The following is a 14,298-nucleotide window of genomic DNA, read 5'->3' as shown; positions in this document are numbered from 1 at the left end:
AAAGCAGGCTTTAATGGTCTGCTTTTTTAGTTTTTATACTCTTCGAAAATCTCTTCAAACCACGTCAGCGTCGCCTTGCCGTATGTATGGTTACTGACTTCGTCAGTTTCATCTACAACCTCAAAACCATGTTTTGAGCTGACTTCGTCAGTATTATCTACAATCTCAAAACTGTGTTTTGAGCAACCTGCGGCTAGCTTCCTAGTTTGCTCTTTGATTTTCATTGAGTATTAGAACAGAAAAAATGCTCGGAGTATTTGTTTGTGTGTTTATTTTTATATAACAAACTATAAACACAACAAAAATATAAAAAAAGAGACAAAAATCAACAGAAAACTATTGACAACGATTTCATATAGTGTTATACTTATGGCATAAAGTTAATGGAAAGAAGGGAAAACCTTATGGGATTAGATCATTTCTTTGACAAAAACCTTGTGTTTTGCTTAGAAGCGGATAATCAAGAACATCTCTTTGATCAGGTTGCAACTTTATTGGAAGAACGAGAAATTGTAACTCCGACCTATCGTGAAGCCTTGATCACGCGTGAAAAGTCATTTCCAACTGGCTTAGATATGGAATTTTTGGGTAAGGATTTGCCGAATGTGGCTATTCCTCATACAGATATTGTTCATAATTTAGCGGAGAAAGTTGTAGTGGTTCGATTAGAAAAACCGGTGACTTTCCACAATATGATTGCGCCAGATAAGGAAGTAGAAGTATCTTTACTCTTCTTTATCATTAATAACTCAAGTTCAAGTCAAACGAATATTCTTGCTCAGTTGATGGACTTCTTCACAGGAAATGGTCATCTTGAAGACCTATCAAAAATTTCTGAACCAGAAGCCCTCTATGCTTATATCGCTGAAGCAATCGCTTAATCTTGTCTATTAAAAATATTAAATCGGAGGAGATCCATATGATTAAAATTCTTGCTGCCTGCGGTGCAGGTGTTAACTCAAGCCACCAAATTAAAAGTGCTCTTGAAGAAGAACTTTCAAACCGTGGTTACGATGTGCACTGTGATGCAGTCATGGTCAAAGACGTTAACGAAGACCTTATCAAAGGTTATGACATCTTCACACCAATTGCTGCGACAGACCTTGGTTTTGACCCAGGTATTCCAGTTATCGAAGCTGGACCAATCTTATTCCGTATCCCAGCTATGAGTGCTCCAGTATTTGACAATATTGAAGCAGCCATTAAAGAACACGGGTTAAGCTAATTTTAATTTGTTAACATTCATATAACATAAAAAAGGGAGGAACTGTTATGGATGCAATCTTTGACCTAATCAAAGGCTTTTTCACCCCCATCTTAGATATGGGTGGACCTGTCATCATGTTAATCATTTTGACAGTATTGGCTTTACTTTTTGGAGTGAAATTCTCCAAAGCGCTTGAAGGTGGTATCAAACTTGCCATCGCTCTTACAGGTATCGGTGCCATCATCGGTATGCTAAACACTGCTTTCTCAGCATCACTAGCAAAATTCGTTGAAAACACTGGTATCCAATTGAGTATCACTGACGTTGGTTGGGCACCACTTGCAACAATCACTTGGGGATCTGCTTGGACACTTTACTTCTTGCTCATCATGTTGATTGTCAACATAGTGATGCTTGCTATGAAGAAAACAGATACACTTGACGTTGATATCTTCGATATCTGGCACTTGTCTATCACAGGTCTTTTGATTAAATGGTATGCAGATAACAACGGTGTGAGTCAAGGGGTTTCACTCTTTATTGCTACAGCAGCTATCGTCCTTGTTGGTGTGTTGAAAATTATCAACTCTGACTTGATGAAACCTACATTTGATGACCTTCTTAACGCTCCAAGTTCATCACCAATGACATCAACTCACATGAACTACATGATGAACCCAGTTATCATGGTTTTGGATAAGATTTTTGAAAAATTCTTCCCAGGTCTTGATAAATACGACTTTGACGCCGCAAAATTGAACAAGAAAATCGGTTTCTGGGGATCTAAATTCTTCATCGGTTTCATCCTTGGTATCGTTATCGGTATTATGGGAACTCCACATCCAATTGCAGGAGTTGAAGATGCAGATAAATGGCGTCTTGTTATCAGAGGATGGTTGTCTCTTGGTTTGACTGCCGGTGTATCTTTGGAACTCTTCTCACTTATCGGTTCATGGTTCATCGCAGCCGTAGAACCACTATCACAAGGTATTACAAACGTTGCTACTAAACGTCTTCAAGGACGTAAATTTAACATCGGTCTTGACTGGCCTTTCATCGCTGGTCGTGCTGAAATCTGGGCTTGTGCTAACGTACTTGCACCAATCATGTTGGTTGAAGCTGTGCTTCTTTCAAAAGTCGGAAATGGTATCTTGCCACTTGCAGGTATCATCGCTATGGGTGTTACTCCAGCTCTCTTGGTTGTAACACGTGGTAAATTGCTCCGTATGATTATCTTTGGAACACTCTTGTTGCCACTCTTCCTTCTTTCAGGTACACTTATCGCACCATTTGCAACAGAACTTGCTAAAGGTGTAGGTGCCTTCCCAGCAGGTGTGAGTGAAACTCAATTGATTACTCACTCAACTCTTGAAGGACCAATCGAAAAACTTCTTGGTTGGACAATTGGTAACACTACAACAGGTGATATCAAAGCAATCCTTGGTGCAGTAGTCTTCCTTGTATTCTATATCGGTATCTTTGCTTGGTACAGAAAACAAATGATTAAACGTAACGAAGAGTACGCAGCAAAAGCAAAATAATGCGCTCCTATAAAATGTAAGCTCAATGAAAATCAAAGAGCAAACTAGGAAGCTAGCCGCAGGCTGTACTAAAGTACGGCAAGGCGACGCTGACGAAGTTTGAATTGGATTTTCGCAGAGTGTAAATTGTTGAAACTAGGTTGTCATACCATTAGGAGTGACAACCTAGTTTTTTATAAACTATCAAGAAATCGGAGAAAATAATGGTAATTGAATTAAAATCAGAACAATTAAGAGTTCAATTTAACAGTTTTGGTGGGGCTCTTTCTTCTATAAAAGATGCGGAAGGTCTCGAGTATTTGTGGCAAGGAGATGCTATTTATTGGAGTGGACAAGCTCCTGTTCTCTTCCCTATTTGTGGTTCATTGAGAGAGGATACAGCCCTCTATATAGATGAGAAGGGGCAAGAAAGTAAAGGAAAGATTCCTCGTCATGGTTTGGTTCGTAAGAAAGAATTTGAATTAGTTGAACAGACAGACAAGAGTGTAACTTTTGCAATTGAAGACGATGAGAATAGCTATCAAAACTATCCTTATCATTTCCGCCTAGAAATCACTTATAGCCTTACTGGTAAAACAGTACGGACTCAATACAAGATTTTCAATAAAGAAACTAGCAAGGTCATGCCTTACTTTATTGGTGGACATCCAGGATTTAATTGTCCTCTACTTGATGATGAAGTCTACGAAGATTACTATATAGAGTTTGAGAAAGAAGAGACTTGCTCTGTTCCACGTCCTTTCCCAGAAACAGGTATGTTGGATTTTCAAGATAGAAGTCCATGGTTAGAGAATCAAAAAGAATTAGACCTAAGCTATGATCTTTTCAGCACAGATGCAGTGACTTTGGATGAATTGCAATCTCGAACAATTGCCCTTCGTTCTCGTAAACATGATAAGGGATTGAAAGTGCACTTTGCAGAGTTTCCAAACCTCATCATCTGGTCAACTTTGAACAAGGGGCCTTTCATTGCCTTTGAGCCATGGTCTGGCTTGTCAACATCCCTTGAAGAAGGAGATCATTTAGAAGATAAGAAGAATGTTCGTCTCTTAGAAGCCAATCAGGTTGAAGAAATAGGGTTTGAGATAGAAGTTTTATAAAAAAGTAAAAAGTAAAAAATAAATAACAAAAACAAACACAAACTGTTGACTTTTTCAAACAATAGTAGTATATTATGTTTGTGAGGACTAATTGACTGTTTTTTAAAGACAGCCAATACACTGCTGGAATCCAGCATAGAAAAAATAAAAAGGAGTATACAATATGTCTATTGTTATCGGTGCAGATGCTGCAGGTTTGAGATTGAAAGAAGTTGTGAAAGACTTCTTAGAAAAAGAAAATTTCCACGTTGTGGATGTTACAGCTGAAGGTCAAGACTTTGTCGATGTGACTCTTGCTGTTGCTGCAGAAGTAAACAAAGAAGAACAAAACCTTGGTATCGTGATTGATGCTTATGGAGCTGGTCCATTTATGGTTGCAACTAAGATCAAAGGAATGGTTGCTGCAGAAGTATCTGACGAACGTTCAGCTTATATGACTCGTGGCCACAACAACTCACGTATGATCACTATGGGTGCACAACTTGTTGGTGATGAATTGGCTAAAAACATCGCTAAAGGATTTGTTAACGGTAAATACGATGGTGGACGTCACCAAATTCGGGTCGATATGTTGAACAAAATGTGCTAATTAGATTACAGTAAGAAAGGTAAGTTAAAAATGAGAATTGCAATTGGATGTGACCACATCGTAACAGATGAAAAAATGGCGGTTTCAGAATTTTTGAAATCAAAAGGATATGAAGTCATTGACTTTGGTACATATGACCATACACGTACTCACTACCCAATCTTTGGTAAAAAAGTAGGGGAAGCTGTAACTAGCGGTCAAGCTGATCTTGGGGTATGTATCTGTGGTACTGGTGTTGGTATCAACAACGCTGTAAATAAAGTTCCAGGTGTTCGTTCTGCCTTGGTTCGTGATATGACAACAGCACTTTATGCTAAAGAGCAATTGAATGCCAACGTTATTGGTTTTGGTGGTAAGATTACTGGTGAATTGCTCATGTGTGATATCATCGAAGCTTTCATCCATGCTGAATACAAACCATCTGAAGAAAACAAAAAATTGATTGCGAAAATTGAACACGTTGAAAGTCATAATGCTCAACAAACAGATGCAAACTTCTTCACTGAATTCCTTGAAAAATGGGATCGTGGAGAATACCACGACTAAGAGGTGACCTATGATTTTAACAGTCACAATGAACCCATCCATTGATATTTCCTATCCCTTGGATGAGTTGAAGATTGATACTGTCAATCGTGTGGTGGATGTAACCAAAACTGCGGGTGGTAAAGGACTAAACGTTACTCGAGTACTTTCAGAATTTGGAGATTCAGTTCTTGCTACTGGTTTAGTTGGTGGCAAACTTGGTGAATTTTTAGTTGAAAATATTGATGATAATGTTAAGAAAGATTTCTTTTCTATTCAGGGAGAAACTCGTAACTGTATCGCTATTCTCCACGGAGACAACCAAACAGAAGTTCTTGAAAAAGGTCCGGTAGTATTGGAACAGGAAGGTCAAGATTTTTTGGAACATTTCAAAAATCTCCTGGACTCGGTTGAAGTAGTAGCTATCTCAGGTAGTTTACCAGCTGGTCTTCCAGTTGATTACTATGCGAGTTTGGTAGAACTTGCTAATCAAGCTGGCAAGCCTGTTGTCTTGGACTGCTCTGGTGCAGCACTTCAGGCTGTTCTTGAATCACCATATAAACCAACAGTCATCAAACCAAATAATGAGGAATTGTCTCAGCTTCTTGGAAGAGAAGTTTCTGAGGATTTGGATGAATTAAAAGAAGTCCTTCAAGAACCTTTGTTTGCAGGGATTGAATGGATTATCGTTTCACTTGGTGCCAACGGTACTTTTGCCAAACATGGTGACACTTTCTACAAGGTAGATATTCCTAGAATTCAGGTGGTAAATCCTGTTGGATCTGGAGACTCTACTGTGGCAGGAATTTCTTCAGGACTTCTTCACAAAGAATCGGATGCAGAATTACTCATCAAGGCAAATGTCCTTGGTATGCTCAATGCTCAAGAAAAAATGACTGGTCATGTCAACATGGCCAACTATCAAGCTCTATATGATCAATTAATAGTAAAAGAGGTATAAAATGGCTTTAACAGAACAAAAACGTGCACGCTTAGAAAAACTTTCTGATGAAAATGGTATCATCTCAGCTCTTGCATTTGACCAACGTGGTGCTTTGAAACGCCTCATGGCTCAACACCAAACAGAAGAACCAACTGTAGCTCAAATGGAAGAACTGAAAGTTTTGGTAGCAGATGAATTGACTAAATACGCATCATCTATGCTTCTTGACCCTGAGTATGGACTTCCAGCAACTAAAGCTCTTGATGAAAAAGCTGGTCTACTCCTTGCTTATGAAAAAACAGGTTATGACACAACAAGCACAAAACGCTTGCCAGACTGCTTGGATGTTTGGTCTGCAAAACGTATTAAAGAAGAAGGTGCAGATGCAGTTAAATTCTTGCTTTACTATGACGTAGATAGCTCAGACGAACTCAACCAAGAAAAACAAGCTTACATCGAACGTATCGGTTCTGAGTGTGTGGCTGAAGATATCCCATTCTTCCTTGAAATCCTTGCTTACGATGAAAAAATTGCTGACGCAGGTTCTGTAGAATACGCTAAAGTAAAACCACACAAAGTTATCGGTGCTATGAAAGTCTTCTCAGACCCACGCTTTAACATTGATGTCTTGAAAGTAGAAGTTCCTGTTAACATTAAATATGTTGAAGGCTTCGCTGAAGGTGAAGTAGTTTATACACGTGAAGAAGCAGCAGCCTTCTTCAAAGCACAAGATGAAGCAACTAACTTGCCATACATCTACTTGAGTGCTGGTGTATCAGCTAAACTTTTCCAAGATACTCTTATATTTGCTCATGAATCAGGTGCAAACTTTAACGGAGTTCTTTGTGGCCGTGCTACATGGGCTGGATCAGTTGAAGCTTACATCAAAGATGGTGAAGCAGCAGCTCGCGAATGGCTTCGCACAACTGGTTTTGAAAACATTGACGAACTCAATAAAGTTCTTCAAACAACAGCGACTTCATGGAAAGAACGCGTGTAAGAAAGCCCTCCTAGTTTAAGAACATGAATCTAAAAAATTTTTAAAAAAAGTTGTATGTAAAGGTTTACAAAATAACTTACTTGTGCTATACTTAAATCACAAGTTAATACAAGGTGAGTGTTACTAAGTAATATTAGGCATGATCACAGGTGAATTAGAAATCGGCTGATTTTCTAGTTCATTTGTGGTCATTTTTTGTACTCATATACCTTTAAGATATAAAAGGAGGTTGACATGTATCGAATTCTAAATCCAATGAATCACAATGTCTCTCTTGTCAGAAATGATAAAGGAGAAGAAGTGATTGTGATTGGTAAGGGGATTGCATTTGGAAAGAAGAAAGGGGATTTGATTGCTGAAAATCAGGTTGAGAAAATCTTTCGGATGAAGACCGAAGAGTCCAGAGAAAACTTTATGTCTCTCCTCAAAGATGTTCCGCTTGATTTTATCACAGTGACCTATGAAATCATTGATAAGCTATCAAAGAAATATCATTATCCAATTCAAGAGTATCTCTATGTAACCTTGACAGATCATATTTACTGTTCTTACCAAGCTCTAGCACAAGGAAGGTACAAGGATAGTAATCTGCCAGATATTTCCGCTAAGTATCCTGTCGCTTTTCAAATCGCAAATGAAGCATTTGAAATTTACCGCCAGAAGTTAGCGGATCATTTTCCTGAGGACGAAATTATTCGGATTGCTTATCATTTCATTAATGCTGAAGGTGAAAATGAAGTGGAACTTGTGGAGTCGATTGATAAGAGGAAAGAAATTCTCAGGAATGTTGAGGAAGTTCTAAAGGAATATGCAATTCAACGAACCAAAGAGAATACCCATTTCTATGATCGCTTTATGATTCATCTGAATTATTTCTTGGATTATTTAGACAGATCTAGAGATGATAACCAATCACTTCTGGATATGGAAGAGCATATCAATCAATCCTATCCAAAAGCGTTCGAGATTGGCTCCAAGATCTATGATGTGATTACGCAACATACGGGTCTTGATTTGTATAAAAGTGAACGAGTTTATCTAGTTCTACATATCCAACGTTTATTGTCATAAAAATTTAATTAAAAATACATAAGGAGAATTCTATCATGAATAGAGAAGAAGTAACATTGTTAGGTTTTGAAATCGTAGCCTATGCAGGCGATGCTCGTTCAAAACTATTGGAAGCCTTGAAAGCTGCTGAAGCTGGTGATTTTGCAAAAGTGGATAGCTTAGTTGAGGAAGCTGGTTCTTGTATTGCTGAAGCTCACCACGCGCAAACAAGTCTATTGACTAAGGAAGCTTCAGGTGATGACTTAGCTTATAGTGTAACCATGATGCATGGCCAAGACCACTTAATGACAACTATCTTGTTAAAAGATTTGATGCACCATTTAATTGAACTGTACAAGAGAGGAGTTAAATAATGAATAAACTAATTACATTTATTGAGAAAGGAAAACCTTTCTTTGAGAAATTATCTCGTAATATCTATCTTCGTGCTATTCGTGATGGTTTCATTGCAGGTATGCCTGTTATTCTCTTCTCAAGTATTTTTATCTTGATTGCCTTTGTACCAAACTCATGGGGCTTTAAATGGTCTGATGAAGTAGTGGCTCTATTGATGAAACCTTATAGCTATTCTATGGGTATTCTCGCACTTTTGCTAGCTGGTACGACTGCTAAATCACTGACCGACTCAGTAAACCGGAGCATGGAGAAAACCAATCAAATCAACTATATGTCAACTCTGTTGGCAGCTATTGTTGGATTATTGATGTTGGCAGCTGATCCAATTGAAGGTGGCTTTGCAACAGGATTCCTCGGAACAAAAGGTTTGCTTTCAGCCTTCCTAGCAGCCTTTGTTACTGTAGCAATCTATAAGGTTTGTGTTAAGAACAATGTCACTATTCGCATGCCTGACGAAGTTCCACCAAATATCTCACAAGTCTTTAAAGATGTGATTCCATTCACTCTATCAGTGGTTTCTCTTTATGCTCTTGATTTACTAGCACGTCATTTTGTGGGTGCTAGTGTAGCAGAATCAATCGGTAAATTCTTTGCACCATTATTCTCTGCAGCTGATGGCTATCTTGGTATTACCATTATCTTTGGTGCCTTTGCCTTCTTCTGGTTTGTTGGTATTCATGGTCCATCTATCGTTGAACCTGCTATCGCAGCTATTACCTATGCAAATGCCGAAGTCAACTTGAACCTTCTCCAACAAGGTATGCACGCTGATAAGATTCTTACTTCTGGTACACAAATGTTTATCGTTACCATGGGTGGTACTGGTGCGACACTGGTTGTTCCATTCATGTTCATGTGGTTAACAAAATCAAAACGTAACCGTGCAATCGGTCGTGCTTCAGTAGTTCCAACTTTCTTTGGTGTAAATGAACCAATCTTGTTTGGTGCACCACTTGTTTTGAACCCAATCTTCTTTATCCCATTCATCTTTGCACCAATTGCAAACGTATGGATCTTTAAGTTCTTTATCGAAACACTTGGCATGAACTCATTTACTGCCAACCTTCCATGGGTTACTCCTGGACCTTTGGGGATTGTCCTTGGTACAAACTTCCAAGTTCTATCATTCATTCTTGCTGCTCTTCTAATCGTAGTTGACGTAGTCATTTACTATCCATTCCTTAAAGTCTATGATGAACAAATTCTTGAAGAAGAGCGTTCAGGTAAGTCTAATGATGAATTGAAAGACAAAGTTGCTGCAAACTTCAACACTGCAAAAGCGGATGCTATTCTTGAAAAAGCGGGTGTAGAAGCAGCACAAAATAAAATCACTGAAGAAACAAATGTCCTCGTTCTCTGTGCTGGTGGAGGTACAAGTGGTCTCCTTGCAAATGCTTTGAACAAGGCAGCTGCAGAATACAATGTTCCTGTTAAAGCAGCAGCAGGTGGCTATGGTGCTCACCGTGAAATGTTACCAGAGTTTGATCTAGTTATCCTTGCTCCTCAAGTTGCTTCAAACTTTGAAGACATGAAAGCAGAAACAGATAAACTCGGTATTAAACTTGCCAAGACAGAAGGCGCTCAATACATCAAATTAACCCGTGATGGAAAAGGTGCTCTTGCATTTGTACAAGCTCAATTCGATTAACGATAGGGACTGTGAAACAGTCTCCTATCGTTACGGAAATCGCTATGGCGAATTTCCTAATCGCCTTGTTAATTCGTCGGTAAAAAGATATCGTTTTTACCTCCTCATGTCACAATTCGGTGACTTGGTACAAGAAGTGAGATGGAGAAGGATGGCTCACTGACTCCTCTCCTCTCACTTTTACTTTATTTAAATCAAGAAATAGGTGAAAAAAATGACAAAAACACTTCCAAAAGACTTTATTTTTGGTGGCGCAACAGCTGCTTATCAAGCAGAAGGTGCTACACATACTGATGGAAAAGGACCAGTTGCTTGGGATAAATATCTTGAAGATAACTACTGGTACACTGCAGAACCAGCCAGTGATTTTTACAATCGATACCCAGTTGACCTTAAGCTAACAGAAGAGTATGGTGTCAATGGCATTCGAATTTCTATTGCCTGGTCACGTATTTTCCCGACTGGTTACGGTCAAGTAAATGCTAAAGGTGTTGAGTTTTATCATAATTTATTTGCAGAGTGTCACAAACGTCATGTTGAGCCCTTTGTAACTCTTCATCACTTTGACACGCCAGAAGCTCTCCACTCAAATGGAGACTTCTTAAATCGTGAAAATATTGAACACTTTGTAGACTACGCGGCCTTCTGTTTTGAAGAATTTCCAGAAGTAAACTATTGGACAACCTTTAATGAAATTGGGCCAATTGGTGATGGTCAATATTTAGTTGGGAAATTCCCTCCAGGTATTCAGTACGACCTTGCCAAAGTTTTCCAATCGCACCACAATATGATGGTGTCTCATGCACGTGCAGTCAAGCTATATAAAGATAAAGGTTATAAAGGTGAAATTGGTGTTGTTCACGCTCTGCCAACTAAGTATCCTTTGGATCCTCAAAATCCTGCAGATGTTATTGCGGCAGAGTTGGAAGATATTATTCACAATAAATTTATCTTGGATGCAACTTATCTGGGTCACTACTCTGAAAAGAGCCTGGCAGGGGTAGAGGCTATCTTGGCTGCCAATGGTGGTAGCTTGGATCTTCGTGAAGAAGATTTTACAGCATTAGAAGCAGCAAAAGACTTGAATGATTTCCTTGGAATCAACTACTATATGAGTGACTGGATGGAAGCCTTTGATGGCGAAACTGAAATCATCCATAATGGTAAGGGTGAGAAAGGAAGCTCTAAGTACCAAATCAAAGGTGTTGGTCGTCGTGTAGCACCTGATTATGTGCCACGCACGGACTGGGATTGGATTATCTATCCTCAAGGTTTATATGACCAAATCATGCGCGTGAAGAAAGATTATCCGAACTATAAGAAAATCTACATCACTGAAAATGGACTCGGTTATAAAGATGAGTTCGTTGATAATACTGTTTACGACGATGGTCGTATTGATTATGTGAAACAACACTTGGAAGTCTTGTCTGATGCGATTGCAGATGGCGCTAATGTAAAAGGTTACTTCATCTGGTCATTGATGGACGTCTTCTCATGGTCAAACGGTTATGAGAAACGTTACGGTCTTTTCTATGTAGACTTTGAAACTCAAGAACGTTATCCGAAGAAATCAGCTCACTGGTACAAGAAAGTAGCGGAAACTCAAGTGATTGAGTAGTAGAATGAGTCATTAGATATAGAATTTTAGTGAGGTAAAAGATGTTCAAAAATTTTATCCAATCTATTTATGAAAAAGTTTATATTATCAATTTTGATAAATGTTCTCAAATACCTTGTTTGACTAGTGAGGAGCTGAAAAAACTTGGGAAATGGTATGTCTCGACCGGTAAAGAATGGATTTGTCATTCAGATTATGAGCTGGAAGAATTTAAAAATATCTTTTTAAATTTTATCAATCCTGAAGAACGGGATAATATCTCCTTTGATTCAGATTTTATGCCGTTTCAACAATCGTAACCAATTTCCAAAAAAGTTAAATCTTATATCTAGTACTCTGCAAAACTTTTATCTAATCACGTTGCTTATACTCAATAAAAATCAAAGAGCAACTTTAAACTAGAAAGCGAGTCGCAGGTTTCTCAATGCATAGCTTTGAGGTTGCAGATAAAGCAATTGGGCAAAAAGTCTTTAACGCAGAAAAACGCATAATATCAGGTGTTGAAAACCTTGATACTATGCGTTTTATTGTGGGAAGATTTACTTCTGAAATTGAGTTGTTACCCAGAATCTTTCAGTTGATTAAGGCTTGATGACTTTAGTAAGTTTAGATAGCTCAAAAAGGATTGAATCACTTAGTTTAGAATCTGAAACAATAGTATCAAGATTTGATACATTATAAAAAGTATAAAAATCAAACTTATTGAACTTACTATGATCTGCGAGCAAATATTTTTTATTAGAATTATTTAAAGCGATGCGTTGAGCCTCTCCCTCTTCCTCGCTAAAAGTAGCTAGAGCTCCGTTTTGAATACCATTACAGCTAACGAAAGCTTTAGAAAATTGGAGATTAGAGAGATTTTGTAGGGTCAATGTGCCAACAAAAGCACCTGTAATTTCGCGATAATTTCCACCTATTAAAATCAAATCTGTTAATTTTCGTTCGCTTAAAATCAGAAAAACAGGTAGACTGTTGGTCACGACGCGGATATTGTCAATAGGTAACTCACGCGCAAAAAATTCTAATGTTGTTCCTGGTCCAATGAAAATAGTTTCTCTTTCTTCTACTAGACTGCCTGCAAAACGGGCTATTTCTTGTTTTTCTGCCGTTTGGAGGGCTTGTTTTTCAATATTTGATCGCTCATTAGTCAAAAGGGAGTTGGTTCGAAGTTTTTCAGCTCCACCATGCACACGAATCAGCAAGTCTTTATCAGCTAATTCCTGTAAATAGCGCCTTGCAGTCATATCTGAAACGGCTATTTCGTCCATAATCTGCTTAACCGTTATGGTTCCTTTACTATTTACTATCTCTAAAATTTTGGTTAATTTTTCTTGCTTGAGCATATTATCACCTCGTTTCCTACTACTATCTTACCATAAACTAGCTCATCATTCAAATACAAAAACAACAAAATAAAACAAAAACAAAAATATCGAGGTTTGTTTTCAAAACTTCGATATTTTATTAGATTATTATTTTGTTGTTTCAAGTTTACTTTTTGATAGTTAAGAGTGGTGGAGAATTATACTCAATGAAAATCAAAGAGCAAACTAGGAAGCTAGCCGTAGGTTGCTCAAAACACAGTTTTGAGGTTGTAGATAAGACTGACGAAGTCAGTGAGCATATCTACGGCAAGGCGAAGCTGACGTGGTTTGAAGAGATTTTCGAAGAGTATTAGTCCAAACCGTAGTTGTAGTCATCATCTTGCATGGCTTCAACTTCGCCAAGAAGGTAACCATTTCCGACTTGAGAGAAGAAGTCATGGTTGGAAGTTCCTGTTGAAATACCGTTCATAACGATTGGGTTGACATCTTCAGCTGAATCTGGGAAAAGTGGATCTTGTCCCATGTTCATGAGAGCTTTATTGGCATTGTAGCGAAGGAAGGTTTTAACCTCTTCAGTCCAACCAACACCGTCATAAAGACTCTCTGTGTAGCCTTCTTCATTTTCATAAAGAGTATAGAGTAGGTCGTACATCCATTCTTTGAGTTTTTCTTGCTCTTCTTCAGGCAATTCATTGAAACCAAGTTGGAATTTGTAACCAATGTAGGTTCCGTGAACAGACTCGTCACGAATAATCAATTTAATGATTTCTGCAACGTTGGCTAGTTTGTTGTTACCGAGATAGTAGAGGGGAGTGAAGAAACCAGAGTAGAAGAGGAAGGTTTCGAGGAAGACGCTGGCAACTTTCTTTTCAAGTGGGCTACCGTTGAGGTAGATTTCGTTGACAATCTCAGCCTTCTTTTGTAGGTAAGGATTGGTATTGGTCCATTCGAAAATTTCTTCAATCTCAGCCTTAGTATTTAAGGTAGAAAAGATTGAAGAGTAAGATTTAGCGTGAACAGATTCCATAAATTGGATGTTATTGAAAACAGCTTCCTCATGTGGTGTACGGATGTCTGCGCGAAGGGCTTCAACCCCAGTTTCAGATTGCATGGTGTCCAGAAGGGTTAAACCACCAAAGACTTTTCCGACCAAGTCTTTCTCTTTGTTAGATAGCTTTCTCCAGTCATCCAAGTCATTTGACAAGGGAATACGTGTATCGAGCCAGAATTGCTCCGTCAGTTTTTCCCAAGTTGATTTGTCGATGACATCTTCGATGGCATTCCAGTTAATGGCTTTGTAGTAAGTTTCCATTTAAAATCTCTTTCTGTGTT

The 14,298-nt window shown here is 38.4% G+C and carries 18 protein-coding genes; 15 read left to right on the top strand and 3 right to left on the bottom strand.

Translation table 11 applies throughout. The features are described from left to right. Positions 1–26: 26 nt before the first annotated feature. Entirely contained in the window at positions 27–224 is a 198-nt protein-coding gene (locus tag OVN23_RS00350; RefSeq protein WP_267240079.1) for a hypothetical protein, read from the bottom strand. A gap of 180 nt (positions 225–404) precedes the next feature. On the opposite strand from OVN23_RS00350, the gene OVN23_RS00345 reads away from it, so the two are divergent. The 14 genes from OVN23_RS00345 (at position 405) to OVN23_RS00280 (ending at position 12,233) form a co-directional block, all read left to right on the top strand. Next, positions 405–881 carry a PTS sugar transporter subunit IIA gene (locus OVN23_RS00345; protein WP_000521974.1) on the top strand — a complete coding sequence of 159 codons (477 nt, stop codon included), beginning with the start codon at positions 405–407 and terminating at the stop codon, positions 879–881. Positions 882–919: 38 nt separating this feature from the next. Next, positions 920–1,225 (top strand): PTS sugar transporter subunit IIB, encoded by a 306-nt coding sequence (locus tag OVN23_RS00340; protein ID WP_000590549.1) that lies wholly within the window; start codon positions 920–922, stop codon positions 1,223–1,225. A gap of 47 nt (positions 1,226–1,272) precedes the next feature. Then, positions 1,273–2,748 (top strand): PTS galactitol transporter subunit IIC, encoded by a 1,476-nt coding sequence (locus tag OVN23_RS00335; protein ID WP_267240078.1) that lies wholly within the window; start codon positions 1,273–1,275, stop codon positions 2,746–2,748. A 203-nt stretch (positions 2,749–2,951) separates the two neighbouring features. Further along, a complete protein-coding gene (locus OVN23_RS00330) occupies positions 2,952–3,848 on the top strand; it encodes an aldose 1-epimerase family protein (RefSeq protein WP_267240077.1) in 897 nt (298 codons plus the stop codon). Between the two features lie 163 nt (positions 3,849–4,011). After that, positions 4,012–4,437 (top strand): galactose-6-phosphate isomerase subunit LacA, encoded by a 426-nt coding sequence (gene lacA, locus OVN23_RS00325; RefSeq protein WP_000029277.1) that lies wholly within the window; start codon positions 4,012–4,014, stop codon positions 4,435–4,437. 30 nt (positions 4,438–4,467) lie between these two features. Then, on the top strand, positions 4,468–4,983 hold the full coding sequence (gene lacB / locus OVN23_RS00320; protein ID WP_001216913.1) for a galactose-6-phosphate isomerase subunit LacB: 516 nt from the start codon (positions 4,468–4,470) through the stop codon (positions 4,981–4,983). Positions 4,984–4,993: 10 nt separating this feature from the next. Further along, positions 4,994–5,923 carry a tagatose-6-phosphate kinase gene (locus OVN23_RS00315; RefSeq protein ID WP_267240076.1) on the top strand — a complete coding sequence of 310 codons (930 nt, stop codon included), beginning with the start codon at positions 4,994–4,996 and terminating at the stop codon, positions 5,921–5,923. A 1-nt stretch (position 5,924) separates the two neighbouring features. Then, positions 5,925–6,905: a tagatose-bisphosphate aldolase gene (gene lacD / locus OVN23_RS00310; RefSeq protein ID WP_267240075.1), complete on the top strand. Its 981-nt coding sequence runs from the start codon at positions 5,925–5,927 to the stop codon at positions 6,903–6,905. A gap of 234 nt (positions 6,906–7,139) precedes the next feature. Continuing rightward, complete coding sequence (locus OVN23_RS00305; RefSeq protein ID WP_164226244.1) at positions 7,140–7,976, top strand: PRD domain-containing protein; 837 nt, start codon at positions 7,140–7,142, stop codon at positions 7,974–7,976. Positions 7,977–8,011: 35 nt separating this feature from the next. Then, the gene (locus OVN23_RS00300) at positions 8,012–8,329 is read left to right on the top strand and encodes a PTS lactose/cellobiose transporter subunit IIA (protein ID WP_262078539.1); all 318 of its coding nucleotides are present in this window, start codon (positions 8,012–8,014) and stop codon (positions 8,327–8,329) included. Next, entirely contained in the window at positions 8,329–10,020 is a 1,692-nt protein-coding gene (locus OVN23_RS00295; protein ID WP_267240074.1) for a lactose-specific PTS transporter subunit EIIC, read from the top strand. The genes OVN23_RS00300 and OVN23_RS00295 overlap by 1 nt, the downstream gene beginning before the upstream one ends. Positions 10,021–10,234: 214 nt before the next feature. After that, entirely contained in the window at positions 10,235–11,641 is a 1,407-nt protein-coding gene (gene lacG / locus OVN23_RS00290; RefSeq protein WP_267240073.1) for a 6-phospho-beta-galactosidase, read from the top strand. 41 nt (positions 11,642–11,682) lie between these two features. Continuing rightward, entirely contained in the window at positions 11,683–11,940 is a 258-nt protein-coding gene (locus OVN23_RS00285) for a DUF3884 family protein (RefSeq protein ID WP_267240072.1), read from the top strand. A gap of 125 nt (positions 11,941–12,065) precedes the next feature. Continuing rightward, the gene (locus tag OVN23_RS00280) at positions 12,066–12,233 is read left to right on the top strand and encodes a hypothetical protein (protein WP_181949285.1); all 168 of its coding nucleotides are present in this window, start codon (positions 12,066–12,068) and stop codon (positions 12,231–12,233) included. Here the strand turns inward: OVN23_RS00280 and OVN23_RS00275 are convergent. Next, on the bottom strand, positions 12,223–12,984 hold the full coding sequence (locus OVN23_RS00275) for a DeoR/GlpR family DNA-binding transcription regulator (protein WP_164226247.1): 762 nt from the start codon (positions 12,982–12,984) through the stop codon (positions 12,223–12,225). The two genes, OVN23_RS00280 and OVN23_RS00275, sit on opposite strands and share 11 nt — an antisense overlap. 188 nt (positions 12,985–13,172) lie before the next feature. On the opposite strand from OVN23_RS00275, the gene OVN23_RS00270 reads away from it, so the two are divergent. Beyond that, complete coding sequence (locus OVN23_RS00270; protein ID WP_023933379.1) at positions 13,173–13,319, top strand: hypothetical protein; 147 nt, start codon at positions 13,173–13,175, stop codon at positions 13,317–13,319. On the opposite strand, the gene nrdF is transcribed toward OVN23_RS00270, so the two are convergent. Next, positions 13,316–14,278 (bottom strand): class 1b ribonucleoside-diphosphate reductase subunit beta, encoded by a 963-nt coding sequence (gene nrdF, locus OVN23_RS00265; protein ID WP_023939068.1) that lies wholly within the window; start codon positions 14,276–14,278, stop codon positions 13,316–13,318. The two genes, OVN23_RS00270 and nrdF, sit on opposite strands and share 4 nt — an antisense overlap. Positions 14,279–14,298: the final 20 nt, after the last annotated feature.

This window comes from Streptococcus sp. Marseille-Q6488, assembly GCF_946902925.1.
Classification (GTDB): Bacteria; Bacillota; Bacilli; order Lactobacillales; family Streptococcaceae; genus Streptococcus.
Note: the sequence above shows the minus strand (reverse complement) of the source record. Positions and strands in the feature narration are given on the sequence as shown.

What these genes read in the sequence shown, in the direction of transcription:
- OVN23_RS00350 (WP_267240079.1), bottom strand. Translation starts at nt 224, where the DNA reads ATGAAAATCAAAGAGCAAACTAGGAAGCTAGCCGCAGGTTGCTCAAAA.
- OVN23_RS00345 (WP_000521974.1), top strand. Translation starts at nt 405, where the DNA reads ATGGGATTAGATCATTTCTTTGACAAAAACCTTGTGTTTTGCTTAGAA.
- OVN23_RS00340 (WP_000590549.1), top strand. Translation starts at nt 920, where the DNA reads ATGATTAAAATTCTTGCTGCCTGCGGTGCAGGTGTTAACTCAAGCCAC.
- OVN23_RS00335 (WP_267240078.1), top strand. Translation starts at nt 1,273, where the DNA reads ATGGATGCAATCTTTGACCTAATCAAAGGCTTTTTCACCCCCATCTTA.
- OVN23_RS00330 (WP_267240077.1), top strand. Translation starts at nt 2,952, where the DNA reads ATGGTAATTGAATTAAAATCAGAACAATTAAGAGTTCAATTTAACAGT.
- lacA (WP_000029277.1), top strand. Translation starts at nt 4,012, where the DNA reads ATGTCTATTGTTATCGGTGCAGATGCTGCAGGTTTGAGATTGAAAGAA.
- lacB (WP_001216913.1), top strand. Translation starts at nt 4,468, where the DNA reads ATGAGAATTGCAATTGGATGTGACCACATCGTAACAGATGAAAAAATG.
- OVN23_RS00315 (WP_267240076.1), top strand. Translation starts at nt 4,994, where the DNA reads ATGATTTTAACAGTCACAATGAACCCATCCATTGATATTTCCTATCCC.
- lacD (WP_267240075.1), top strand. Translation starts at nt 5,925, where the DNA reads ATGGCTTTAACAGAACAAAAACGTGCACGCTTAGAAAAACTTTCTGAT.
- OVN23_RS00305 (WP_164226244.1), top strand. Translation starts at nt 7,140, where the DNA reads ATGTATCGAATTCTAAATCCAATGAATCACAATGTCTCTCTTGTCAGA.
- OVN23_RS00300 (WP_262078539.1), top strand. Translation starts at nt 8,012, where the DNA reads ATGAATAGAGAAGAAGTAACATTGTTAGGTTTTGAAATCGTAGCCTAT.
- OVN23_RS00295 (WP_267240074.1), top strand. Translation starts at nt 8,329, where the DNA reads ATGAATAAACTAATTACATTTATTGAGAAAGGAAAACCTTTCTTTGAG.
- lacG (WP_267240073.1), top strand. Translation starts at nt 10,235, where the DNA reads ATGACAAAAACACTTCCAAAAGACTTTATTTTTGGTGGCGCAACAGCT.
- OVN23_RS00285 (WP_267240072.1), top strand. Translation starts at nt 11,683, where the DNA reads ATGTTCAAAAATTTTATCCAATCTATTTATGAAAAAGTTTATATTATC.
- OVN23_RS00280 (WP_181949285.1), top strand. Translation starts at nt 12,066, where the DNA reads ATGCATAGCTTTGAGGTTGCAGATAAAGCAATTGGGCAAAAAGTCTTT.
- OVN23_RS00275 (WP_164226247.1), bottom strand. Translation starts at nt 12,984, where the DNA reads ATGCTCAAGCAAGAAAAATTAACCAAAATTTTAGAGATAGTAAATAGT.
- OVN23_RS00270 (WP_023933379.1), top strand. Translation starts at nt 13,173, where the DNA reads ATGAAAATCAAAGAGCAAACTAGGAAGCTAGCCGTAGGTTGCTCAAAA.
- nrdF (WP_023939068.1), bottom strand. Translation starts at nt 14,278, where the DNA reads ATGGAAACTTACTACAAAGCCATTAACTGGAATGCCATCGAAGATGTC.